The following is a 25,363-nucleotide window of genomic DNA, read 5'->3' on the forward strand; positions in this document are numbered from 1 at the left end:
AGCGGTCATGGGAAACGACGGTTATGGATGCACTTACAATTAAGCACTGTCGCTTGATTTCGAACGAGGTCTTTGAATGCAATTCTCACGAGGAACTCTTGAAGTCTGCGGAATCACTGTTTGAGCTTCTGCCTGACCCGAGTGACAGTCCCCGCTTATCCAAACACTCACCACACGGCTAGTTGGCAAAGTGAAGTACTGCTAGCTATTACGTGGTTCAGCAGCTTTCAATTGAATTCCCCCTTTGATCCAGTCATCGAGTAACTGTGAAACCGCCTGAATACCTTTGTTGCGCCTAAGATGGATCGGGCGGGGCGTCTGTCCTCACTCTCTGTGCGGAGACGTGCCCATCCTTTCATTCACGCAAAGGGCCAGTGCTAGCACCTAGTCTAAGCACCACTTGAAGCGGAGGCTGTCGCCGCCGCGAAGGTGTACTCTACAAACTCGTTCTGGCAGGGATACCCCCGTGCGATGAGCATACGGCGCTCGGCGGGGATCATCACGTAGCCGATGACGCTATGCATGACCGGCCCATGCTGGCACATGGACGTCGGATCGGCGTGCGCGCGTGCGATCGCAATCACCTGATCCAGGGTGTGCGGCTGCTCGGCGGTGAGTTTCTCCAAGAGGTCGTAGCGGCCGCGGCTGTTGGCCATGAAAGACTCATTGTCCGTGCGGAGCATGGGTATTACGTTGTCGACCAAGCAGTGGTTGGAGGCCCAGATGGCGTGGTCGTCGAGGCGGCGCACGCCCATGGCCGTGGGAGTACGTTCTACCACCGCGCCGTTGCCCCCGGGATCGGTGAAGACCATGTTGTGGCCGTGGCACATGATAGGCGTGCGTTCGACCAAAGCAAGAGCGCCGTCCACGTCATCGGGATACTGCAGAAAGTAACGCAAAACGACGTTTGCGGGCAGCCCGCGGTCCCAGTCACTATCGGTATTCTGCAGACTACCGCCGCCGTACGTAAGTCCTGACTCATTGATGCCGGCGTTCATCCACACGGTGCCGGCCCAGGTAACGCCAATGAAGTCATTGCCGGATTCAGGATGGCCTTCCAAGTAGACGTGAAACTTCAGGGCTTCAAGGCTCACGTCATTGGACTTATAGTGTACGACGCCGTGTTCGGGCGTAACCAGCACAAAGTTTGTGCACGCTTGCTGCATGCGGCTTAATTCCTGGCATGAGTTGTAAGCAAGTAAGTCTGTAAAGGATACGTTCGCGCCGTCGGCAATGCCGTGAAGTTCCTCAAGCGCTTCCGGGAAAACCTTCTCCATGTTGCGCTCAACCTGCGCGAGCACCCGTGTTGAGTGATCGGCGTCAAACCTCCCCTCAGGGACCACCATCTCAATGGCGGCCGCCACCAGATCCGCAAAGGACTCGCCGTGCTGGCGACCCATCTCGTACGGTGTACCGCTCAGAACTACCTTACGCATTGCTTTGCCCTCCTCGGCTGCAAAGTGCCCGTGCCTTGTCTACGTTAACGTTCGCCGCTTCCACCAAGAGGCGGGGGACAAGCCCCCGCGCTACGCATTCAATCCCGTTGCTTGCGCAAGTTCATCCCATGTCCAACATGGTACTGGTGTGCACTCGGAGTAACTTGAAATAGCCTGTGCTGGACATGATCCAGTATCAACTACTCTTTCACCAAGCATCGTATGTGTCAATAGTCTCTTTCTTCTCCAGTAGACTTTTGCATGGTATCTGCCGGAGGCGCAAGGACTACCCCTTCTCACCAAGAACCCATTGCGTGACAGCTTCCAACAGCAAGATTCGGGCCGGTCTAGCACCAATTTCCCCTCACCCCGGCCCTCTCCCCAGGGAGAAGGAGTAATCCGCGCCTGCCGCCTAGGTTGGGCGAGGATCTCCCCAGGGAGAGGGAGCATTCCCGCCAGCAGGCTCGGATTGTGCCTAGGTCACCCAAGGAGGCTTGCGGCTACGCGGCGGCAAGATACGGTGCCAGCACGTCGCCGAGCAGCTCTTCCAGATAGGGCGTCACATTCCAGAACTGCTTCAATTGCATATATTCTTGAATGGCGGCGCTATCGCCAGGCGCCTGCGTCTTCACAGCGCGGATCAGCAGGTTTCTCGACGTGTGCTCCGGAGAAACGAATTCCACAACGTCCGTGCGGTAGCCCATTATCCGCAGCACAAGCGCGCGGAAAGCATCGGTAAGAATGTCCGCGGTGCGTTGTTTGAGGATGCCGTGCCGCAAGACAGGTTGAAAGAGCGGATGCTGGACCCGGTCGTGCAGTTCGTGCTGGCAGCAAGGCGCCGCCAAAATCACGCTGCCCTGCCAGCGAATGCCTTGCGCAATGGCCTCGTCAGTGGCGGTGTCGCAGGCATGGAGACTCAGAATGACGTCCGGCGGCGTTGCCGGTTCAAAGTCCGCAATCGCGGCTTCGTGAAAAGACAGTCCGTCCCACTGCAGCGACTCCTGAAGCCGTCGACACTTGCCAATGATTTCCGCATCAGAATCTACTCCAACAACCTGCGCAGGGCGTTCTTGGATGTGGGCAGAGTAGTGGTACGCGGCAAAAGTGAGGTAGGCGCTGCCGCAACCACAGTCGATGATGGTGAGGGGCCGTCCGGACTCGTCCGCCGCCGGCAGAACATGACTGAAGAGTTCCAGGAATGCATTGACTTGCCGAAACTTGCCGCGCATCGCGGGACGAACGTTGCCCGCGCGGTCGGTTACGCCGGTTGTCCATAAGAACGTATCCGGCTTCCCTACAGGCAACGGATGCTGCTTTGTGCGGTTATGGGCCAGATCGGGCTGGGTCTGTTGGCGTGATGGCTTGCCTTGTGAGATAAGCGCCTTGCCTTTCTTGGTGAGACGCACGTGGAGATCGCCGGTCGTGGCTTGCACGTGAAATTGACTGAAAGGCGCAGCGAGGACCTCAGTTAGCTCGGCATCGCTGGCGGCGCTGGCGCAGTTCTTGGTCAACGCCTTCCTGCCGTCGAAGTAGGTGAACTGCAAACAGCGTTCGCCTTTGACGGCGACCGGACGCACCGTTACCTTTTGCCACGGCGGCACGCCGCCGCGCGCCTTGCCGCTTGCGGTCAATTGCAGGAAGGTGTCTTCCCGGTTCACCGCACCGCGGATTTTGGCGCGGAAGTCTTCCGTTTGAGGTTCAGCAGACACTGTGGATGAGTTTGAACTGTGTGTTCGCTCCATCACTAAAGAGCAGAATCCTCGAGCGCTTCCGGTGTGCGGTGCGTGCGGATGTACTCAAGGCTGCGGCGGTACTGGTCTTCCGTGATGAGCTGCTTGGACATGTAGAGGTTGAGCATGACTTCAAGGCGCAGGATGGGGTAGAGATTGTAGCCGTGTCGCTTGAGCCGCGCTTCGCCGCCTTGATCGCGGTCGACGAGGACGATGGCATCGCGCACGACAAGCCCGGCTTCTTCCAAGACCGCGGCGGTCTCCAGAATACTGCCGCCGGACGTAATCAGGTCGTCAATGATGAGTACGGTCTCGCCAGCGTCATAGCGCCCTTCAATCCGGTGCTGCCCGCTCTCGCTGCGCGCGTAGATCATGGGAATATTCGTGGCCAGAGAGAAGGCGGTAGCCAAGTGCAGTCCGCCGAAAGGGACACCCGCCACGAGGGTGAAGGGATGGATCTTGGGATGCCGCATGGCTTGGCCGGAGCTTGTCTCCTGGGCAATGAGCTGCGCTGCGGCGCGCAGCGAATGCGGATTGCTCACCAAGACCCGGGGGTCGATATAGATTGGTGAATGCACCGTTGTGCGGCCAAGGGTATAGTCACCAAAGCGCACGCCGCCTAGATTGAAGATTTCCTCAGCGAGCCACAAGTTCGATACGGGCTGCTCCACGTCTATCCCTTTCCCCAACAGAGTCATATCCAGTCGGACATACCATTATCCGTCACGAGCAACGCGAATGTCAATTGGGTCGCTTGGCGTTGGCGAGCACTTGCGCATCCGGCCGGGAATGCCCGAGTTTCGCAATTGCTCTTGCCGCTGCGGCTCTGGCGTGACCGTGCTCCACCGACGAGAGCGCCGAAACTATACAATTGTCATGCGGGAGAGCGTGTGCGTGACCCGTTCGCCCTACTCGTATCATTGACAGGTTGTTGTGCAAAAAGTGATGCTTCTGAGCTCGCGACCGGCCGAACTGAGCGCAAGACCCACACCCCGCATTGCCGTGAACCCGTGCCCAAATCTCTTGCTGGGTGCAAGGCGATATGGTAGCATGAACTCACTCATTGCCATGGCCCTCCCCGAGTGTAAGGATTCGTATGGCGTCCCCGCCAAAGCAGCCTCAGTCGCGGCGCGTGGGCCTTCGCAAGCAGTACTCCCCAGCATCTGCTGCGTTGAAAACGCCTCGTCTCGAGTCTATTCTTACTACCAATAAGAGTCCCGGCGCGAAGATCACAAACTGGTCGACTCCCGCGGCACCGGCCCGGCGTCCTCGGCAACGGCGCATACCCGCTTCGGTACGGTCGTTCTCGCTGCGCCGGCTCATGCCCGCTTGGCTGGTGTCGTCGTTAGTTATCATAGCCCTTATTGCTGCAAGCTGGCTTACACTGCTCTGGGTGATGGTTACCCAAGATCCGGCTCAAAGCAGTAGCCGCTTGATCTTCGTTATCAGTGTCTTCGTCACCACCTTCGTCACAAGCTTGCCTGTCATGCACCGCGTATTTTCGCGCTTTGCGCCGTCGCGGTTACAGCAGGGCAATCCGGTACTGGTTGCCGGTCACTCGTTTCTGCTGGCGAGCATCATTGTGGCCAACTTGAGCCTCATGCTCGTGGGAAGCTGGAACGTGACGATGTTCATCCTCATTGCCGTGCTTGCGGCTGTCGTCGAGTCGCTCTTCTTGGCACGCAAGTAAATTCACGAGAAGACCTCGTAAGCGGGTATTATGCTTGAATCAGATGACCTCGCCCGGCTCTACGATCTGGAATACGACGACTGGAATGAGGACAGCGCATTCTGGCAGAGCTTCGCCGCACGTACCGGGGGCCCGATCGTCGAGCTTGGCTGCGGGTCGGCCCGCGCTCTCGCGCCGTTAGCGCAGCAAGGCTATGCGGTGATCGGCCTAGACTCCTCGCAGGCTATGCTGGCACGAGCGGGGGAACGATTTCAGGCACTTGGGATTCCCGGAGACCAATACCAGCTTGTGCATCAACCAATGGAGTCTGCGGCCATTGCCCCGCGAGCGCGCCTGGTTTTCTCCGCGCTCAACGCGTTTGCCCACCTTGCAACGCCACTGCGACAGACCCAAGCGCTCGCCGCCGCCCACCGCTTGCTTCACCCGGAAGGTTTGCTGATTGTCGATCTCTTCAATCCGCTTACGCAGGAGTACGACGAACGCGATCGCATGGTCACCCTGCGCAACGTCTTGGCAGACCCGCAAACCGGCGCGCCAATCCAGCAGTTTGAAGTATGGGAGGTGGACCGCGAGACGCAGGTGGTGCAAACGACCTATCTCTATGACTGCTTGCACACCGACGGCAGCATTCGCCGGGTGACAACTACCTTTCCCATGCGCTACTCCTACCGCTATGAGATCGAGGCACGGCTGGCCCAGTGCAACTTTGCCATCGAGAATGTCTTCGGCACCTATGAGGCCGATCCCTTTACGGGCAGCGAGGAGAAGATGATTTTCGTGGCGCGGCCGCAACGTGAGGGAATGCTGTAAGTTCATGGCACTCCGGTTGCACCACAGAACATGCCGGAGCAGTGCATTGGCGTCGGTGGGAATACGTACTGCGAACGTGCTATTCTGAGGGTGAGTTTCCGTAGAAGCGCATCACGACACGTGTAGAGTTTTCGCCACATGGCTACGACACTGGAACGAAAACCGGAATGGATTCGCGTCCGCTGGAAAGAGGGCGAGCAGTACCGCGAACTCAAGCAGATCATGCGGGGCATGGACCTGCATACGGTCTGCGAAGAGGCGCGGTGCCCAAATATCAGCGAGTGCTGGAACTCCCGCACGGCCACGTTCATGATCCTGGGCGATACGTGCACGCGCGCGTGTAGCTTCTGCGCGGTAAAGAGCGGGCGTCCCGCCGGTCTCGACAAGATCGAGCCCATCCGCGTGGCCTGGGCCGTGAAGCAGATGGGCCTGCGCCACGCTGTGATTACGTCCGTGGCCCGCGACGACCTGGCAGACGGCGGCGCGCAGATCTTTGCCGAGACCATCCGCAAGGTGCGCGAACTCAACGAGGACTGCTCCATCGAGGTGCTCATCCCCGATCTGGGCGGCAGGCACGATTCGTTGCAGGAAGTAATAGCCGCCAAGCCGGAAATCCTGAACCACAATGTGGAAACCGTGCCCCGCCTGCAACGCCGCGTGCGCCCCAAGGCCCGCTACGAGCGCAGCCACTGGGTGCTCCGCACTTCTAAGCAACTCGACCCCGAGATCCTCACGAAGTCCGGCATGATGCTCGGCCTGGGCGAGACCTGGGACGAAATCCTCCAAACGCTCACCGACATGGCCGAGACCGGCGTGGACATCTTCACCATCGGCCAATATCTGCGCCCCTCCAAAAAGCACCAGAAGCTGGAACGCTACTACCGCCCCGAAGAATTTGTCGAACTCAAAGAGATTGGCGAGTCCCTCGGCATCCGCCACGTCGAATCCGGCCCTCTCGTCCGCTCCTCCTACCACGCCCGCGACCAAGTGGAAACGCTGCACGACAAGGCAGAGTAGGCCACCCTTCAACGAAAACTTTCCTACCTGTCATTCCGAGCGCAGCTACGTGTCATTCCTGTAAGTGTTGACGGATTGCGCTCCGCTTCCCTCTTCGTAGCGCGGGGGCTTGTCCCCCGCTCTTGTCGGTAGCGCATGGCCTGTCCATCGCTCTTCTTGGTAGCGCGGGGGCTTGCCCCCCGCTCTTGCATGCAAGGTGATACTCTCATTTGCAGGAGTCCCGCTTCGTTTGACGTGTGGGACAGATTGCGCGCGGATGCGATGGCATGAACTGTGCCGGGTTTGAGTTCAAGAGCGGCCGCGGTCTCCAAGGACGATGCCAATGAAGAGAAGCCAAGAGAGCAGCAGGACCCAGTGGTTCGAGGATGAGTCCCTGTGGATAGATACGTACGACTTCATGTTCCCGCCGTCGCGGATCGCCGCCGCTGAGGAGGAGGTCGAGCCGCTGCTGCGCCTCGTTGGCGGGGAACCGCAGGCGGTCCTCGACCTTTGCTGCGGGCCGGGTCGCTTTGCCGTGCCTCTGGCCCGGCGCGGTTTGCACGTAACCGGCGTGGATAGGACGGCGTTCTTCCTCGCGAAAGCGCAGGAACGGGCGGCTGCAGAAGACGTCCAAGTCGAGTGGGTCCACGACGACATGCGCACGTTCGTGCGCCCGGGGGCTTTCGATCTGGCCCTCAGCATGTTCACGTCGTTCGGCTACTTTGACGACAAGACCGAGGATGCAACGGTGCTGCGGAACATCCACACGAGCCTGCGACCGGGCGGAGTACTGGTCATGGACGTGGTGGGCAAGGAACTGCTGGCGCGCGATTTCGAGCCGACACGTTCTCGAAAGCACCAGGATGGCACCGTGGTAATTGATCGCCGCGAAGTTTACGACGACTGGACGCGAGTCCGCATGGAATGGACAATTATCAAAGGCGATGCCGTGCGCGTCTTCACCATCGACCATACGGTTTACTCCGGCCAAGAGCTCAAGGACCGCTTCATTGCCGCCGGCTTTCGCGACGTGCGGCTCTACGGCAGTATGGATGGCTCGGCCTATGATCGGGAGGCTGAGCGCCTGATTGCCGTCGGACGCAAGCCCGCTCCGTAAACTAAACGGCGCACCACAGGGCTCGAGCCAAAGCGCATGCAGTCATGCGTGATTGGAGTGTCTAATCCCAGCACTCATTGTCCCGCTCTGGCTTTTCCCGTGCCATAATGAATGAGAGCAGTGTCTTGCCATGCCAATTGGCACTACTCCGGCAGGCAGGGAACGCTCATTGCAGATGATTGCATCCTGTCGCGTATCGAGCGGTATCATTGATGGAATAGGATAAGCGGCTTGGCAAAGCAACTACAGCCCGCCCCGCAAATTCCGGTACCCCGGGAGCAAACCGCCGTAGTCTGTCAGCGGTACCACATCCGCACGCTGGCGCTCTTTGGCTCGGTGTTGTGCGAAGACTTTTCGCCCGAGAGCGATGTTGACGTGCTGGTGGAGTTCGAATCCGGTAAGACCCCGGGCTACTTCACGTTGGCCAGAATAGCGCGGGAACTTTCGGCGTTGTTGGGTGGCCGGGAGGTGGATATTCGCACTCCAAACGGCCTCTCCCCGTATTTTCGCGATGAAGTTGTAGAATCGGCATTTCCAGTCTATGGATTCCGATGATCGCGCGCGACTGACGCACATGCTGGAAGCAGCCCAGGAGGCACGATCGTTTGCGGAAGGCAAGACACGTGCAGACCTAGAGTTAAATCGTATGTTGGCGCATGCTTTGATGGCGTGTCTGCGAGTTGTAGGAGAAGCCGCACGGCAAGTTTCGCCGGAATCCCGACAGGAGTATCCAGATGTCCCTTGGCGAGATATAGTTGGCATGCGCAACCTACTCGTACACGAGTACTTCAAAATAGACGAAGACGTTGTTTGGCAGACGGTGACTGTTGACTTGCCCAAGCTGATTGACGCCTTGGAGCAAGAGGAGTTGTGAGCACACGGCAGCGGTATGATTGCGCTTTGGTAGACCTGGGCTCCGTGCCGTATCACGAGGCCTGGGAATTGCAGCGTCGGTTGGTTGCGGCACGGCAGGCGGACGTGATCCCCGACGTTGTGCTGTTGCTGGAGCATCCCCACACCTACACCATCGGTCGCAGGGGAGATGACAGCGAGGTGCTCGCCACGCCGGAGCACCTTCATACGCTGGGTGCGACCGTGGTAGAGGTAGATCGCGGCGGTTTGGCGACGTATCACGGGCCGGGGCAACTGGTGGGGTATCCCATTCTCGATCTGCGGCCACGGGGCCGTGCAGTCCACAGCTATCTGCGCAACCTCGAAGAGGCGCTTATCAACACGCTGCGGGAAATCGGCATTCCGGCGCAGCGCGTCGCGCAGAAGACCGGCGTGTGGGTGGACGACCGCAAGATTGCCTCCATCGGCGTGCGCTTCAGCCGCTGGATCAGCAGCCACGGCTTCGCCCTGAACGTCACCACCGACCTCAGCTATTTTTCCCACATTGTGCCGTGCGGCATGCCAACGGTCACGATGACGTCTGTTGCACAGGAGTCGTCTGTTTCACAGGGGTCGACTGTTGCGCGGGAAACTGGGAAGGCGGACATGGCGCTCATTCGCGAGCGCATCGCGCATCATCTCGCGCAGGTCTTCGACTTGCAATACGTCAAAGAGTTCTCTCCCGCGTTGGCAGAGCACCTTGCCACGCTCGACGAGAGTCAAGTGATGGCGCTGAGGTAATCGCCCCAGTCGCGAACGTGGACCCTTCGCCCATGGCACAATCGCACCCGCCACTTCCGCATAGCCCAGTTCCAGGGCGCAGTCATCAGGATTGTCGCGCATTGTATGCCGCCAGGCTTGGCACCTGACGATGACAGGGAAAGACGGTGCGGTACGCCGTCAAGGCTCGCCCGGACTATGGCCCGCTACACCGGCGGTCGGTGCACATTGACATCTAGTGGCAGAATCCCTTGATACGAAACAAGGGCGAGTGGGGCACCGCGCACGACTGCGCTTACGCCGCAAGCGGCTCAGTCTAAGTCCAGCGCGTGGGGATTGAATCCGGCAATGTCAAACATGGAATACGCGTAGCCGCTGGTCTGGCCCGCGAATGAAGAGGCAGTCAGCGGCGCGTCTGGGGTTTCCAGCGCCATTTGCGCGAAGTATTTGCTGACAGGCGCAAGCTCCCGCAAGGCTTCATATTCATGGTGTGCCAAGAATTCAGCGCGATCTACCTCCACGCCGTCGCACTGCGGGCCGCCGCCGAGGTCTCTGAGCGTGAAGACGATGTACACGTTGCTATCGCGCTCGTGGAGACTGTTGCGGGCCGCCAATAAGCCCAAGACTTCGCTGCGGACGCCGGTTTCTTCCCACACCTCGCGCACCACCGCTTCTTCAAAAGGTTCGTCCTGTTCTACGTAGCCGCCCGGAATGGTCCAACGCCCCTTGCCCGGGTCTTGTCCGCGCCGGATGAACAGCACTTTATTGTCACGCACTACAATGCCGCCCACGCCGAGTGAGAATGTGCTGAAATGGATGAAGCCGCACGCCTGGCAACTTGCGCGTTGACGCCCGCCTTCCGGCCGCAGCGACATCGACTCGCCGCACCGCGGGCAGTAGCGGAAGTGATTCGGAACTGTTGGGAGATCGGTTACGTCCATAGCTCACCGTCAGCCTACGCTTGCACTCGTTTGATGATACGTTGCTTAGCGAGCGCGGTCAAAACTGAGGTGATTTCCAAGCTTGACTTGAGCACGATCCACTCTGCCCAGGCGTCTCCCCCAAGAGACCTTTGCGAAACCTAAGGGGAAACGAGAGCGTTCCCTCTCCCTCGACGGGAGAGGGCTAGAGCCTGCCCCGTACGTGATACGGGGGTGAGGGTGAATCTCCTGAAAGCTATCCACATGCACACCGAATCTGCCCTGATACGTCTTGACACTGCACAGCGTAAAGGGCCATTGCATAAAAAGACCCCCTCACCCCAAACCCTCTCCCCCAGGAGAGGGAGTGCCCCTGCTTGAAAGTAGGGTTGTGCAAAAGTCTCCCCAGGGAGAGGGAGCAATCTATAGCAATGGAGGAGACTGTGCAGAGCCCCCACAGGGCGATTTTTGTGCGAGTCCCCTCTCTGGATCGTATGCTTCCGTCTCCCTGGAGAGTGGGAGTAATCCATAGCGCCCCTGGCAGAAGCCGTGTAAAGTCCCTTTTGGGAGATTCTTGTGTGGGTTCCCTCTCTGGATCACACAGCTCACTCTCTGGATCGCACAGTCCCCTCTCCCTGGGGAGAGGGTTAGAGCCTGCCCCGTGCGTGATACGGTGGTGAGGGGTCTTCCTGCCTTGCCGGCGCGGATTCTGCAGAGGTCCCCACTCTATGGAAGAAGACGCTTCCGGCACCCCTCCTACGACCGTGAGGCAACGCAAAAGAGGCCTGAATCCACCACGCTGTTTCCTTGTGTGGATTTGTAAATCGTGGTATAGTGTGTATCCATTATTAGGAATTCTTCGCAATATAAACGCACACGCGAAATCTTGATTGAGGCAGGGCATGGCGACAGCGCAGAAAGCAGATTCCCTCAGCACAAGTTGGCGGCTCGCCAGCCTCACCAAAGGCTCTCGTAGTCGGATTGCCTTGGCAGCTCTCTTCGGCTTAGGCGCCGTTACCACCGGTGTGGCGCGGCTGTCTCTCTCCGGCACTGCTGTGGCGATGGTCTTCGAACAGCAACCGTTCATGGAAATTCTCCTGATACTGCTCGGGGTGCTCGCATTGCCCATGCTGCGCATCGTCTTCACGATGGCGCAGCAATTCATCGCCCACGAGACGGCGGCCAAGATGAAAGTCAAGCTCCGCACTGCCCTCTACACCCACTTGCTGCGTCTCGGTCCGGGCTTCACGCAGAAGCAGCGCACCGGTGAGGTAGTGGTAAAGGCCGTAGACTCCGTAGAGCAACTTGAGACGTTCTTCGGTCGCTACCTGCCGCAGCTTGTCGTAGCCGGTATTGCGCCGGTCGGCATTCTCACCTTCATGACGATCCTCGACTGGCAATCAGCACTTATATATCTGCTCTTTGCTGTGCTTACCTACCTTGCGCCTACGTTCTTCCGCCGCGCCACGTATCGCGCCAGCCGCGGACGCTGGCAAGCGAACCGGGAGTTGAGCGCGGACTTCATCGACGCCATTCAGGGTCTCGCTACCTTAAAAATCTTTGGCCGCAGCACGGAGTGGGGGCGCATGCTCGCCGACCGCGCGCGTGCGCTTTCGACGCAGACCATGAAGGTACTTGGCATCAACATCGCCTCCGGCGGCGTGAGCATGCTCTTCATGAGTCTGGGCGCGGCGACGGTGCTTGCCTGGGGCGCAATTCGCGTTGATCAAGGCACGCTCGACTTGACGCCCCTCATGATCGTGCTCTTCCTGGGAATCGAAATCTTCCGTCCCTTGCGCGAACTCAACCAGCTTTACCACACCGGTCTGCTTGGCACCTCTTCGGCCATTGGCATGCTATCGCTTCTCGATGAGGAGCCGGAAGTCGCGGATGCCGCCGACCGTGACCGTACAGACGGCAGCAGCGCCACAACCGCAGTGCATGATGGGCCAATTGAGCCTCGCGTGGACTTCGAGCGCGTAGCTTTCACATACGAGCGTGGCGACCGTCCGGCCCTGCAAGACGTCTCCTTTACTGTGCCGGCCGGCACCACTCTTGGCATCGTTGGGCCGTCCGGCGCCGGCAAGACCACAGTGACAAACCTGCTCTTGCGCTTCTTCGATCCCCAGGAAGGCCGCATTCGCCTAGGCGGTCACGATATCCGGGACATCCCGCTGCACTCATTGCGGCAGCAGGTGTCAATCGTCGCCCAAGACACCTATCTCTTCCACGGCACGGTGCTGGAGAATATCCGGCTTGCCCGTCCCGAAGCATCCGACGCGGAGGTGCTGGCAGCGGCGCAAGCGGCGAATGCCCACGAGTTCATCCCGAGACTCCTCGACGGGTACAACACGATCATTGGCGAACGGGGACAGAAACTCTCCGGCGGCCAACGGCAGCGCCTGGCAATTGCGCGGGCCATTCTCAAGGACGCGCCCATTCTCATCCTGGATGAGGCCACTTCCCACGTGGATAGTGGCAATGAAGCGGCAATCCAAGAGGCGTTGGAACGACTCATGCGGAATCGGACGACAATTGTCATCGCCCATCGTCTTTCCACTGTAGCCGGCGCCGACCAGATCATCGTGCTGGATCAAGGCGCGTGCGTCGAACGCGGCTCCCACAAAGACCTAATGGCCTATGACGGCGTCTATGCACGGCTCGTGGCGGCACAATCGCGGCTGCCGGCCGGCCATGAGAGTGAGAGCGACGTTGCCGGGTTCTCAACGGCAGTGACGAATGGGGATACCCCGGCAGCCGTCGCCACTGCGGACGGCAGCGATAGGCCGGAGCCTGACGACCAAGCCAATAGCGACGGCCACTTTCTGCGCAGCGCCGAGCATGCGAAGCCCATCGAGCCGGTGATGCTTGGCGCCTGGGAAACGAGCAGCCGCCTGATGCGGCTTATTCGCCCGGAATGGTTGGAGTTCGCCGTGACCGTGGGCAGCGGATTGGTCAAGGCCGGAGCTACCATTGCGCTCGGAGTAGCCAGTGCCATGCTCGCGGGCCAGGTGGCTACAGGGGGCGGCATAGGTTACCTCATTCCAATTGTGCTCGCGCTGGCCTTCACGGTGGCGCTTTTTACGTGGATCGAGGCCTGGATTTCGCATGACATGGCGTACCGCATCCTGGCCGACATGCGCGTCAAGCTCTTTGACACGCTCGACCGCCTCGCGCCCGCCTATATGTATAGCCGCCGCAGCGGGGACCTCACAAGCATCGTCACCTCGGATATCGAGACCGTCGAGTCGTTCTTTGCCCATGCCGCCGGACCGATTCTGGTAGCCATTATGGTGCCGCTCGTGGCGCTCGTCTTCTTGCTCAATATGTCGTGGCTGCTCGCCCTGTCGCTGGTGCCCTTCCTCATTTTGGTTGCACTGAGCCCCCACTACATTGGTCGGCATACCGATCGGCTGGGCAATCGCTTGCGCACCGAGCTTGGCGAGGTGAACGCGCACATGGCGGACAGCGTGCAGGGGCTGCGCGAGGTTGTCGTCTTTTCGCAAGACGGTCGCCGCTTGCAGGAAATCCACGACAAGAGTGAGGCACTCACCGGACTGCAGGTGCGCTACGGCAAACAACTGGGTTTCCAGCAAGGCGTTATCGAAGGCATCCAAGCGGTCGGCGCGCTTGTCGTGCTTATGCTGGGTGCGTATCTCGTCAACGAAGGGCTGCTGACAGCGGCGGCGCTGCCGGTAGCAACGATGCTCGCACTGACCTGCTTTACGCCGGTGGCCGAAATTGCCCGCATTGTCAAGGAACTCGCGAACGCCTTCGGCTCCGGCCGGCGCGTCTTTGCCGTGCAGGACGAGCCGATGCCGGTAGACGACGGGCACGCCGTCACACCGGCTACGGCTGCCGCGCCCGCTGTGGAGTTTGCGGACGTTTCATTCAACTACGGCCCGGGTGAACCCCAGGCATTGAGCGGGGTGTCGTTCGCGATCGAAGCCGGCCAGACCGTCGCCTTGGTAGGTCCCTCCGGGGCAGGCAAGACCACCGTGGCGCACCTGCTCATGCGCTTCTGGGACCCGCAACAGGGACGGATTACGTTCGGCGGTCACGACCTGCGAGACTTCACCCTCGATGACTTGCGCAACCGCATCTCGCTCGTCTCCCAGGACATCTACCTCTTCAATATGAGTATTCGCGAGAACCTGCGCCTCGCGCGGCCCGATGCCACCGATGAAGAAATCGAGAAAGCGGCCAAGATGGCAAGCGCGGACGAATTTATCCAGACATTCCCGCGCGGCTATGACTCAGTTGTCGGCGAACGCGGGACGTCTATATCGGGTGGGCAGCGCCAGCGGCTGGCGATTGCGCGTGCCCTGCTTAAGCAAGCGCCTATCTTGATCCTGGACGAAGCCACGTCCCACCTGGATACGGAAAACGAGCGGGAAGTGCGCGCGGCGATCGCCGAGCTCATGCGGGACCGCACCACGCTCGTGATCGCGCACCGCCTCTCAACCGTGCGGGATGCGGACAACATCATCGTGCTGGATGACGGGCGCGTTGCCCAAAAGGGCACCCACGACGCACTCGTGGGTTCGGACGGCACATACGCCCAACTCGTGCGCGTACAGGTGCAGCTCTAGCGCACTGCCTCCTCGCTAGCGCTATCGGCAAGGGCTCAATAGCGCTTGTTGTCATTCCTCGCTGCGCTCGGAATTGTAAGTGTTGAGTAATTCGTTGACAGAATTCGCTTTCCCGTAGAAAGTGCTACAAGGCCTTGTCATTCCGAGCGGAGCGAGGAATCTAGAGTCCCTGCTCAACGCACTTTCACGGTCTCAGCACTCTAGATTCCTCACTCCGCTGCGCTCCGTTCGGAATGACATGCATTCAGGCAAGCACAGAGCCTTGCTCCCATGTTTCTTCTACCAAGTCTGTCAACGAATAACCTGACATTTACAGGAATGACAGGCATATAGCTATGAATGACTGAACTGTGGATCTCCCTCTACCGGCAAGCCGAGTCTCCTGAAGCATTGCTCCGTATGACAAGACTGACACTTGTGCAAGACTCCCTGACACCTGCAGGAACGGTAATCGAGGTGCAGCACGCCGCACGGCCCCGGTTGCAGGGCGGTTACTGAGCAACATATAATGTGAAAAGGTAGTCAAGGACCTGCGTCCCTGCTTGGGAGTGAGGCGCGAACGCCCGCTGTAGATAAGGCGTCTGCAGGAACTGCAGAATGCGTCTGCACTAGTTGCAGAATGCGTCTATCGAGCCGAGGTGGCGAAATGGAAGACGCATGGGACTTAAACTCCCAGGAGCTTTAACGCTCGTGCCGGTTCGACTCCGGTCCTCGGCACCACAATAATACCTTTCTGCTTCCGGCAGATGCAGGCTGGCGATGGAGTTCATCCAGCCAAGGCACTCGACCGGAGGCAAACCCAGAGGAAGGAAATACCTCTATGCGCCCATACGAACTCGTCGTCATCTTCCACCCGGAAATCGACCCCGACACCCTCGCGACGCTCACCGGTCGCATTGTCTCCACCATCACCGATCACGGCGGTGAGATCATTGCGCAGCAGACATGGGGGCGGAAGCGTCTCGCGTATCCGATCAAGCACCTCAACGACGGCCACTACGTACTCTGGCACTTCCAGGCCGACTCCCCGTCGCTTGTGAGCGATCTTGAGAGTCTCTTCCTAATCTCGGAACCCGTACTCCGTTATCTCACCGTGCGCGCGGAGGGTCTCCCGCCGCTCACGCCGGACCGGGAGCCGGAACCCGCAGCCGCAGCGGAAGCAGAAAGGGAGGAAGCGTAGTCATGGCCGGCCTGAATAAAGTCATGCTCATCGGCCATCTCGGGCGCGATCCTGAACTGAGATATACGGCGAGCGGTACGCCGGTTTGCAACTTTTCACTGGCGGTTAGCCGCCGTTGGAGCGGTCGCGACGGTGAACAACAGGAAGAGACCGACTGGTTTCGCGTGACCGCCTGGAATAAGCTTGCGGAGACCTGCGCGAATTACCTTGCGAAGGGCCGGCAGGTCTACATCGAGGGACGCGTGCGACTAGATACCTACACCGGCCAGGACGGACAGGAGCGCGCCAACTTGGCCGTTACCGCATTCGAGATGCAGATGCTCGGCTCGCGGCGCGATCAGGGGATGTCCGGCGAATCAATGGAAGAAGCCGGCGCACCCGCAGAAGCGGAAGAGACCATCAATCCGGATGATCTTCCCTTCTAAAGGAATTCAATGCTACGTATCCGATTTCAAAGTATAGATTGTGGATTGGGGATTACTGATGCTTGATCGAGATAGTCGAGATTCACAAGGCAGGCCGCCGGGACGGTTCGGTGGTGGCGGCGGCGGCGGAGGAGGTGGCGGCGGTCGTTTCGGTGGTGGTGGCGGAGGCGGTGGCGGTGGTCGATACGGCCCGCCGCGCCGGCGAGGGCCGGGCGGACGAGGTCCACGCCGCCGGCGCTCGTGCTATTTCTGCGGCAACGCCATCAAAGTCATTGACTTTAAGAACGTCGATCTCCTGTGGAACTACCTGGATGATCGCGAAAAGATCATTGGGCACCGCCAGAGCGGCACGTGCCAGAAACACCAGCGCCGGCTCTCTGTTGCCATAAAGCGGGCACGCACGATAGCGCTGCTGCCGTACACGCCGGAGCACACGCGCACGCGGTAACGGGTCCGCTCCAGCGACGCCCAAGCGCACGTGCGGAGCCGCGCGCCGCAGTATGCGGAGTTCTGTCGCGCCCTTCTTTGTCAGGATTGCGACGTACGCCTTACTGGCCGGGCCGAGACACGCCGCTGTGCGTCTCAGGTAGACTTCGTTCCCGGCGGCGCGGTCGTTCCGCGTGAAACGCTAAAGCCCGATTCTATGCGGCGGACGTCGCAAGACTGAAACGGCGCACGATCTCGTTCACTCCGCTTAGTCCCGAATAGGTTATCCAACGCGAAGGTCTCTCTATGCCACGAAGAAAGTCCAGTTCAGCGCATCGACGCTCCCAGCGCATCATTGCCCGTCCTCTAGAGCATCCGGCGGAAGAGGGGCAACCGATAATCTTTGGTTGGGGCGCCCACCTCTCGCGGCGAGAGAAGGATACCCTAAGGAGGCGGGCGATAATGGCCGGCGCCGGATTCGTTGCCGCGCTTATCGCCTTAATTCTGCTTTACGCATACCTCAACGAGTATGTCCTGCAAGCACGGGCTACAGTGGCACGCATCGGCGCTACGAGTATCAACGCCAGTGACTTTTCCACTGAACTGGGCACGGAACTCGCGCATTACGTCTACTTCACACGGCAGGTGCAACAGATTTTGCCGCAACTCGTGGGCGAAGAAGGAGCCGATCCCACCGCGATTAGCAATGCGGCATCCAGGCTCTTGTCTCAGCAAGAGCAACGCTTGCAATACCTGCCCAGCTTCACTCTGGAACAGATGATCGAGGCCATCATCATACGCCTGGAAGCCGCTGAGCGCGGGTATACGTACACGGAAACTGAGCGCGAGGAAGCCACCGCCGCCTACCTCGACGAGCTAGGCGGAGCGCAATTGCGCAGCCGCATTCTCGCACTAATTCCACCGCCTTTGCCTGAACCAACGCCGATCCCCGGTGAAGATGAGATTCGGCAGTCAGACGAACTGTTGCTGCGGGCAGCGCTCGCGAGCACGCCCACAGCCACCGCCACGCCACTGCCACCAACCCCGTCGCCTACGGCGGCGCCGGTAACACCCACACCTGAGGTTCCCACGCCGGTGCCTACGCTCGAGGACCGTGTGGAAGCCTATCTTGCCGGTACGGGCATGTCGCGTGACGTCTTTGAGGAGCGCGTGCAAGACGCCTGGTGGCGTCAACGCTTGGAGCGGGAGGCCATTGCCGCCGTGCCCACGAGCAGTGCACAAGTTTACGCCCGTCACATTCTTGTGACGAATGAGGAAGATGCTGCCCTTGCCATAGAGCGCTTGGAGGCCGGTGAGGACTTTGCCGAGCTTGCGGCCGAGATGTCGCTTGATCCCGGCACGAAGGACTCCGGCGGCGATTTGGGGTGGTTCCCGAGAGGCGTTATGACACCTACGTTCGAGCAAGCGGCCTTCGAGCTAGAGCCGGGACAGCGTAGCGAAGCGATACAGTCTCCGTTCGGATTTCACATCATCGAGGTATTGGAGAGAGCCGACGACGTGCCACTGGCGCCCAACGCCCTTTCCCAACTTCAACTGCGCGCGTTCAGCCAGCTTCTTGGCGAACGTAAAGTTGCCCTCGGCGTGGAACGCTTCCTGACGCAAGAGATTGCTACGTGGGCGCAACGCCACATGCCGCCGCTGCCTGAATTGCAGTAGCAGCCTACGGGTCGTCTATGCCGTTCGTGCTGAGCCTGTCGAAGCATGAACGGCACGATAGAGTAGTCGAAACCGTTTACCCGTATTACAGCCGTTCACCCTTCGACGCCGCTCAGGGCGAACGGTGTATGCCCCGTTCGTGTGAATTGCCTCCCCGTTCGTGCTGAGCTTGTCGACGTACGAACGGAATTGAGGATAGGTACAGGCTGCCATTCTTACCCCTCCGTCGTTCACCCTTCGACAGAGCCTGTGCTGAGCCTGTCGAAGTGCTCGGGGCGAACGGTGTATACCGCAGGCTTGGGGGCGTCTCCCAGGCTACCGGAAGAACTGTTCCACGTCCGCGAATTCTCCGGCCCGACGCGCCGGAGGCAGCGAATTGAGAATCGTCTTGCCGTAGAATTTCGTATGAATGCGCGCGTCCAGCAGCACCATCACGCCGCTGTCTGCCGGGCTCCGAATGAGACGGCCAAAGCCCTGCTTGAGGTCGATGATGGCTTCCGGCAGCATCAAGTCTCGGAACCAGTTGCCCCCGGCCTGGGTCACAGCATCCAGCCGGGCCTGAGAGAGCGGCGACGGCGCTGAGAACGGCAGCCGGTCGATGGCGACCACCGAGAGCGCCTCGCCCGGCACGTCCACGCCTTGCCAGAAGGACTTGGTGGCGCAGAGTATCGCGTTACCGTCTTCCTGAAAAACCCGCAGCAGTTCCCGCCGCGGCATCTCGCCCTGGCGCAAACACAGCAAGTCGTCACCCACGCGCCGCGAGATTTCCTGATAACAGTGCTCCAGCGCCCGGTAGCTCGTGAAGAGCAGAAAGGCGCGTCCCTGGGAGGCAACCACCAAGCGCTCCAAGCGGTCCACCAACGCCGCCAGGTAGGCGCGCGCGGCATCTCCTTCCCAGCGTGAGGGAGGTTCGGAGAGTTCGCGCGGTCGCGGCGCCCAGATGAGCGCCTGTTCTTCAAAGATAAACGGGCTTTCGCACACGGCTTCACGGTAGTCACTCCCGCCTGCGTCTGCGGGCGAAGCGCCGGCTCCTACGCGCGATGCGAAGAACTTCATGCTGCCGCCCACGGCCAGCGTCGCCGACGTGTACACCGTAGCTTGCGTCCGCTGCACGACGCGTGAAAGGTGCTCCGATACATCGATGGGCGTGCGATGCAGTTGGATGCTGTTACGTCCCTCCTCCACATAGCGCAGCTCCCCTTGCAGCGTTGGTGCACAGAAGCGTTCTATCCGGTTGACAACCGATTCCACCTGATCGATGCGCTTCTGTACCTTCGCTTCTTCCTCCTCGCTCGGCATCTGCGGCAGACGCTCTTTGAGGAATTGGTAGTAGCGATTCAGCGCGTTCGTGACCGGTCCGGCGGTAAACTCCTGGGTTTCCGGCACCGCAACTTGACGGCTGCCCCATTCACCCCGCCCCTTTTGCAGCAGCAAGGCCGTAAACTGCTCCCACGTCGTTGCCACTCCCCGCTGGAGCGCGTCACGCAGGCCCTCCAGACCGGACTCATCGGGGATGAGACGGGAGATGCTGCGCGGCGTCAGGGTATCCGTGAACGCCGCATAGGCAAAGTTCTCCAACTGATGCGCCTCGTCAATGACAAGAAAGGCGTGCTGGGGCAGAATCTCAGCCAGCGTGCTGAGACAGAGCAGCGCGTGGTTGCAGATGACAACGTCCGCCTCCTTCAACTGCTCGCGCATCGCAAAATACCAGCATGACCGGTCTCTGTAAAAGCGGCAGCTCCGTCGAATGCAGTCGGTGTCGGTGGCAATGGTGCGCTCGCGCAGCTCCGCGGAAAGCGTGAAGCGGAGCTCGTCTACATCGCCGGTGGTCGTCTCACCCAGCCACTCCATCATGCCCGCCAGTCCCTCCGGCGGTAGCAGGCTGCCCGTCGTTTCATCCAGCTTGAGCTTGCAGGCGTAGTTTCCCAGCCCCTTCGCAACAATGGCGTCGAACGTAATACCAAACGGGGCGAGGAGCTGTTGTACAGCCGGCACATCCTTGAAGAAGAGCTGGTCTTGCAGCACCTTGGTTGCGGTAGAAATGACGATGGGGCCGCAGTCCGGGTCCGCGCGCCGGGCCAAGACTGCCGGTATGAGGTACGCGAGGCTCTTCCCCACACCGGTGCCGGCTTCTACCACCAAATGACGGCGATCCGCCAGCGCCGCACTGATGGCGGACGCCATCGCCTGCTGCCCGGCGCGGTGTTCCCATCCGGCCTCGACGAGCAGACCGTCCGGACCGTAGATAGCGTCCATCGTCCTGCTATCCAGGCGGAGAGATGAGGCGTGAGGGGTTTCAGCGGAAGACATAGAGGCGATAATCTCAGCGCGGGGTTCAAGAACGGGTACGTGTGATTTTTCACATTCTAGCATGCCTGCCTTTTCGGACTCCGGTTGGCATAGTCTCCTCCGCAGGAGTCCGCAGCTCTATCGGGTCCGAAAGGTGAAATCTCTCCCATTCCTTCGAAGACCCCCGTAGTGGAGAGGGTCATGCATCGGACTGGAAGTCCGATGCATGACCCCCATTGGAGTCGAGAGACAAACTTCCTCTCCCTGGGGAGGCTGTGTCATGAGTCGACTAGATAAACAAAGTCGTGCTTCTACAAGGGCTTCGCGAAGCCCACTCAACACGAACGGAATTTGCCTCTTCCGTTCGCCCTGAGCCTGTCGAAGGGCAAGTCTACAATGAGCAATGCACTTTTGAGACAAGCTCCCAGGGAGAGGGTCGGGGTAAGGGGAAATCTCCACCCTTCCCACCTCACTTGGTGTCCCCATCGGCGATTCGCAAGGTCTCCCATAGGGTGTGGAGCCGCAGAAGAATCACGCACAGCTACTTACCTGTTACTTGGCACTGTGGTAGCTTTAATCCTAGCGGCGCACGTCGGCGCATCAGGAAAAGTAATTGAGGAAGGCGCGTTATGTCCACGCGGCTGTACATTGCCGTAGTGTCGACGACGATACTTGCTGTCGCCCTTATATTGCTGAGTCTCGCAGCGTACGTCGTGCTCGCGTTCAGTCTGCACTCGCAGCTTGACCGGGGCTTGGCTGCGGAGGGTCAGCAGTTGAGCGACTACTTTCTCACGTCTGCCGATTCCCCGCTCGTCGGCAGTACGCTACCGGTCTCCACCACACCTTTTGAAGCGGTAGCGCCTTCCGGCGCGGCCTTTCGCATCGTTGCGCAGGACGGCCGTGTGCTCGCCCGCTCGGTCGGTAACCTTACCCAGCCGCTTGACGGGAGCGTCTATAGCGCCAGCGGCGCATGGCCGCAGTCTCTTGCCTACGAAACGGTGGAGTACGCGGACTCGCGGTTCCGCATCTATTCATTACCACTTGTATTGCCCGCTCAGGCGCACGGAATCCTGCAAATATCCCGTCCGCTGGCGCCGGTTGAACAGACACTGGCGCATCTTCGTCTGGTTCTCATCGCCGGCGCCGGCGTCAGCCTGCTGCTCGCGGTAGGTGTGGGCCTGCTGCTGGCGCACATTTCCGCCAAACCGATCGAGGACGTAGCGAGCGCCACGGCGCGCATTCGGGCGTTTGGCGAAGATAACGAGCGTCTCGTGTCGCGGGGACATCTCCAAGAACCAAACTGGCTGGTGCAGAGCCTCAACAATTTACTTGATCGTGTTGCGCTCGCCGAAGCATCCGCGGGCGAGGCGTCGGTGTTTCGCACCCAATGTACGGGCTACGTACAGAAGCAACTGGCGCGGCTCATCGTGCAGCAACGCGGCCTAAATGACTTTCTGCGCACGGAGTTGCGACCGCGCGATCCAAACGCGCTGGAACTACCCGATGCGCAGGAGAATTCCGTGCGGAGCTTCTTGCAGACCGACCCGCGCGGTTGGATCTCAGCATACGACGACGTTGTCGGCTGGCTGGAAGCGCAGACAGAAGCGCTCGAGCGCTGGGTGCACCATCTCCCCCTCTACGTGGGAGCACAGGAAGGGTTGGACCTAGAGAGTGAAGAAGTCGCCCTGGCGCCGCTGCTCTTTGCCATCTGCGAGGAGCGGCGTGAACAGCATAAGGACTCCTTGAAGGTCGCGCGCAACCTGGCCTGCACGCCTCGCTTGCGCGGCGACGCCCGGAGCCTGCATAACGCGCTGGCCGCGCTGGTGGATAACGCATGCTTCAGTACGCCCACCGGCGGCACAGTAACGGTTGAGCTCCATTGCGCCGGGCCGGACGCGACGATTACGATTGCCGACACCGGCGCCGGCATCGCGCCGGATGAATTGCCGCACGTCTTTACCCGTTTCTATCGCGCTGCCGATTCCAGTCCCGGCCATGGCCTGGGACTGCCGTTCGCCCACGACGTGATCGTGCAGCACGGCGGTACGCTGGAGGTCGAGAGTGTGCCGGGAGCGGGCAGCACCTTTACCGCGCGCTTGCCGCAGGAGCGGAGCGGTGGGGTATAGGCCCTATGACCCGCTGCAGGACCGCAAACGGTCGTGGCGGAGTCGGCTCATGGTCCCCGGCGCAATTGCCGCCTTGCTCCTCGTCGTGGCTGCCGGTACCACGCTTACGGTGATCGGTGTCTTGCGTCTCATGGATGGTTCCAGCGCCGTTGAGACCGGCGTCGGCGCCTCGTCAAGCTCACGTACCGCCGTCGCGCCGGGAGAACGCCAACCGATCGTTCCTTTGCCTACCGTTGCGCCCACTGCCGTACCAACTGTCGCTCCCACCGCCGAACCTACTGCCCAGCCGAGCCCCGTGCCTACTCCAGTGCCCACTATTGCGCCCACACCACCGCCCGCGCCGACGGCTGTTGTCGTAGAGGTGATCGAGAACCGAGCAAAAGAGGTGTTTGACCGCCTCACGGGGAGCGTCGTGCGGATTTCAACGGCGTCAGGGAACGTCGGCATCGGTCAGCCATATAGCGAGGCCGGATCAGGCTTCGTGATCGATGAGGCCGGGTACATTCTCACGAATTATCATGTGATAAAAGATGCCAGGAGTATTCAGATCACGCTCAGTGATGAAGTGACGCAAGGCACGGCAAGGATCGTAGGCACCGACCCGGGTTCCGACGTCGCCTTGCTCAAAGCCAATGATGGGCTGCTGGGTAAGCTCGTCGTCGCTCCCCTTGGCTCCTCCGCTGCCGTGGAAGTGGGGGACCAAGTCATTGCCATCGGCAGCCAATACTTCGCCTATCAAAATAGCCTCACTACGGGGATTGTGGGCGGCTTGAACCGCCCCTACGCCTTTGCCGGTCGCACCATTACGGGCATGATCCAGTCCGACGCCGCAATCAACCGCGGGAGTTCCGGCGGGCCGCTGATTGAACTCCGGCAGGGCGCGGTCATAGGCATCAATACGGCAATCCAATCTCCCAACTTTGCCGGTATCGCGTTGGCGCTGCCCATTGACCGCATTAAGGCTATCTTGCCTGATCTACGCGCCGGCATAACGCCGCAGCACGCCTGGCTCGCCATCTACGGCGCCAGCATTACGCCGCAACTCGCCGCGCACTGCAGTCTGCCCGTAGATTTCGGCGTCATCGTCTACAGCATCCTACCGGGTTCCACACTCAATATCGAAAGTGATGAAACCAAAACGTTTGAGACCGGCGCAAACGGTGACATTATTGTCAGTATCGATGACCTACCGGTCCGCAACCTCAATGAGTTAAGCAGATACGTCGACGCCCACAAGAAGCCCGGCGACGTCGTCGAAATACGAGTCTATCGCGAACGCAAATACAATGAACTCTTGGAGATTACGCTAGAGGAGTGGCCGAACAAAGAAGTGCGGCCCCTCACTCAGGCAGTCGATTGCTCCAAACCCACCAGCGAGCCGATCAACGCCCCTACGGTGCCGCCCATCACCGCGGAGATCACTACGAACGCCGCAAGCGGCAGATTCATCATCTCCGCCGAGCCGCTGATACCGGCGATGGCTGCTGCTACGAGTCCGATCACGGCGCCACCGGCGATGCCGACCACAATGCCGCGCGCCGCCATGCGCTCTGACGAGCCCATAGCTGCGGTATCAGTGACGGTAGCTTGATCGTAGTCGGGATTCTCCGCGTCGACGGTATCGCCGAATGAGCCGTACACCAAGCCGAGCGAAGCGCCGTAGACGATATGCAGAATCAAATTGCCGAGAATGGGCAGGAATCCCGCGTTGAGGCCGAGTCCCAGAAAGCCAACGCCTACCAACGGCAGGAATACCACCAGCGAGAGCACCCACGGGAAGAAGGCAAAAGCCAGTCCGCGGCCCACGTCCGGGCCGGGAATGCGCGGCTCGACAAAGTACGCGTAGATGAGGGCGAAACCCAAGCCGATGGCCAGATGGACCGCGATGGCGGCATAAAACACATCGGTTGTGTACTCAATCAAGATGTTATCGGTCAAGCCCTTGAACCAGGCCGAGTATGTTTGGGCGCCAGCCTGTGCGGAAGGCTCAATGCTCGCCAGCGCGAAGGCAATGCCGTACGCGACTACGGCAGCAAGTATCATGAGTACAGTGGCTACAAAGCCGGATAAGACCGCCCGCGCCAGCCAGCCTTGCCGCATCGTCGTTTGCGCGTTTACCATGATCGCTACCTCCTTGTGAGGCGGGGAATTGCGCACACGTCGCTTGAGCCGCAGGCACTACGCAGATCGAGCAGGAGTGCCTGCTCACCAACTTGTCACCGTGTACTCGACCTCCCACCTACGGCTGCCAACCGGCAGCAATGCAACGAACGAAACACCTCTTAGTCTCATTGTTGAGTTAAAGCGCCCACTTGTCAACCACTTAAGCACAAAGAAG

19 protein-coding genes and 1 tRNA gene are annotated in these 25,363 nt (G+C 60.1%); 15 read left to right on the forward strand and 5 right to left on the reverse strand.

Annotation, left to right across the window (positions count from 1 at the left end; translation table 11 throughout):
* Positions 1-389: 389 nt before the first annotated feature.
* The 3 genes from OXE05_05905 to OXE05_05915 all read right to left on the reverse strand — a co-directional run bounded on the left by OXE05_05905 (position 390) and on the right by OXE05_05915 (position 3,837).
* Positions 390-1,436, reverse strand: a complete 1,047-nt coding sequence (locus OXE05_05905; GenBank protein MCY4436853.1) for a C45 family autoproteolytic acyltransferase/hydrolase — start codon at positions 1,434-1,436, stop codon at positions 390-392.
* 500 nt (positions 1,437-1,936) lie between these two features.
* Positions 1,937-3,178 (reverse strand): SAM-dependent methyltransferase, encoded by a 1,242-nt coding sequence (locus OXE05_05910; protein ID MCY4436854.1) that lies wholly within the window; start codon positions 3,176-3,178, stop codon positions 1,937-1,939.
* A 2-nt stretch (positions 3,179-3,180) separates the two neighbouring features.
* Entirely contained in the window at positions 3,181-3,837 is a 657-nt protein-coding gene (locus OXE05_05915) for a phosphoribosyltransferase family protein (GenBank protein ID MCY4436855.1), read from the reverse strand.
* A gap of 425 nt (positions 3,838-4,262) precedes the next feature.
* Between OXE05_05915 and OXE05_05920 the strand changes: the two genes are divergently transcribed.
* The 7 genes from OXE05_05920 to lipB all read left to right on the forward strand — a co-directional run bounded on the left by OXE05_05920 (position 4,263) and on the right by lipB (position 9,411).
* A complete protein-coding gene (locus OXE05_05920; protein ID MCY4436856.1) occupies positions 4,263-4,856 on the forward strand; it encodes a hypothetical protein in 594 nt (197 codons plus the stop codon).
* A 30-nt stretch (positions 4,857-4,886) separates the two neighbouring features.
* Positions 4,887-5,666: a class I SAM-dependent methyltransferase gene (locus tag OXE05_05925; protein ID MCY4436857.1), complete on the forward strand. Its 780-nt coding sequence runs from the start codon at positions 4,887-4,889 to the stop codon at positions 5,664-5,666.
* Positions 5,667-5,804: 138 nt separating this feature from the next.
* The gene (gene lipA, locus OXE05_05930; protein MCY4436858.1) at positions 5,805-6,683 is read left to right on the forward strand and encodes a lipoyl synthase; all 879 of its coding nucleotides are present in this window, start codon (positions 5,805-5,807) and stop codon (positions 6,681-6,683) included.
* A gap of 322 nt (positions 6,684-7,005) precedes the next feature.
* The gene (locus tag OXE05_05935) at positions 7,006-7,779 is read left to right on the forward strand and encodes a class I SAM-dependent methyltransferase (GenBank protein ID MCY4436859.1); all 774 of its coding nucleotides are present in this window, start codon (positions 7,006-7,008) and stop codon (positions 7,777-7,779) included.
* A gap of 231 nt (positions 7,780-8,010) precedes the next feature.
* Positions 8,011-8,334, forward strand: coding sequence for a nucleotidyltransferase family protein (locus tag OXE05_05940; protein ID MCY4436860.1), 324 nt, complete (start codon positions 8,011-8,013; stop codon positions 8,332-8,334).
* Positions 8,321-8,653, forward strand: coding sequence for a DUF86 domain-containing protein (locus tag OXE05_05945; GenBank protein ID MCY4436861.1), 333 nt, complete (start codon positions 8,321-8,323; stop codon positions 8,651-8,653). The genes OXE05_05940 and OXE05_05945 overlap by 14 nt, the downstream gene beginning before the upstream one ends.
* Entirely contained in the window at positions 8,650-9,411 is a 762-nt protein-coding gene (gene lipB, locus OXE05_05950; GenBank protein MCY4436862.1) for a lipoyl(octanoyl) transferase LipB, read from the forward strand. Before OXE05_05945 ends, lipB begins: the two co-directional genes overlap by 4 nt.
* Before the next feature lie 290 nt (positions 9,412-9,701).
* Here the strand turns inward: lipB and OXE05_05955 are convergent, their stop codons facing one another.
* Positions 9,702-10,331: an NUDIX hydrolase gene (locus OXE05_05955; protein ID MCY4436863.1), complete on the reverse strand. Its 630-nt coding sequence runs from the start codon at positions 10,329-10,331 to the stop codon at positions 9,702-9,704.
* Positions 10,332-11,212: 881 nt separating this feature from the next.
* On the opposite strand from OXE05_05955, the gene cydC reads away from it, so the two are divergent.
* The 6 genes from cydC (at position 11,213) to OXE05_05985 (ending at position 18,610) form a co-directional block, all read left to right on the forward strand.
* Complete coding sequence (cydC, locus tag OXE05_05960; protein MCY4436864.1) at positions 11,213-14,902, forward strand: thiol reductant ABC exporter subunit CydC; 3,690 nt, start codon at positions 11,213-11,215, stop codon at positions 14,900-14,902.
* 632 nt (positions 14,903-15,534) lie between these two features.
* Positions 15,535-15,622 (forward strand) — tRNA-Leu (locus OXE05_05965).
* Positions 15,623-15,722: 100 nt separating this feature from the next.
* Positions 15,723-16,082, forward strand: coding sequence for a 30S ribosomal protein S6 (gene rpsF / locus OXE05_05970; GenBank protein ID MCY4436865.1), 360 nt, complete (start codon positions 15,723-15,725; stop codon positions 16,080-16,082).
* 2 nt (positions 16,083-16,084) lie between these two features.
* The gene (locus tag OXE05_05975) at positions 16,085-16,507 is read left to right on the forward strand and encodes a single-stranded DNA-binding protein (protein MCY4436866.1); all 423 of its coding nucleotides are present in this window, start codon (positions 16,085-16,087) and stop codon (positions 16,505-16,507) included.
* Between the two features lie 58 nt (positions 16,508-16,565).
* Entirely contained in the window at positions 16,566-16,955 is a 390-nt protein-coding gene (rpsR, locus tag OXE05_05980) for a 30S ribosomal protein S18 (GenBank protein ID MCY4436867.1), read from the forward strand.
* Between the two features lie 284 nt (positions 16,956-17,239).
* Positions 17,240-18,610, forward strand: a complete 1,371-nt coding sequence (locus OXE05_05985; protein MCY4436868.1) for a peptidylprolyl isomerase — start codon at positions 17,240-17,242, stop codon at positions 18,608-18,610.
* Between the two features lie 315 nt (positions 18,611-18,925).
* On the opposite strand, the gene OXE05_05990 is transcribed toward OXE05_05985, so the two are convergent.
* Positions 18,926-20,866, reverse strand: coding sequence for an ATP-dependent DNA helicase (locus OXE05_05990; GenBank protein MCY4436869.1), 1,941 nt, complete (start codon positions 20,864-20,866; stop codon positions 18,926-18,928).
* Between the two features lie 662 nt (positions 20,867-21,528).
* On the opposite strand from OXE05_05990, the gene OXE05_05995 reads away from it, so the two are divergent.
* On the forward strand, positions 21,529-23,025 hold the full coding sequence (locus OXE05_05995) for a HAMP domain-containing sensor histidine kinase (GenBank protein MCY4436870.1): 1,497 nt from the start codon (positions 21,529-21,531) through the stop codon (positions 23,023-23,025).
* Positions 23,015-24,616 (forward strand): trypsin-like peptidase domain-containing protein, encoded by a 1,602-nt coding sequence (locus OXE05_06000; GenBank protein ID MCY4436871.1) that lies wholly within the window; start codon positions 23,015-23,017, stop codon positions 24,614-24,616. The genes OXE05_05995 and OXE05_06000 overlap by 11 nt, the downstream gene beginning before the upstream one ends.
* Positions 24,617-25,363 lie beyond the last annotated feature (747 nt).

This window comes from Chloroflexota bacterium (assembly GCA_026710945.1).
GTDB lineage: Bacteria > Chloroflexota > UBA11872 > VXOZ01 > VXOZ01 > VXOZ01.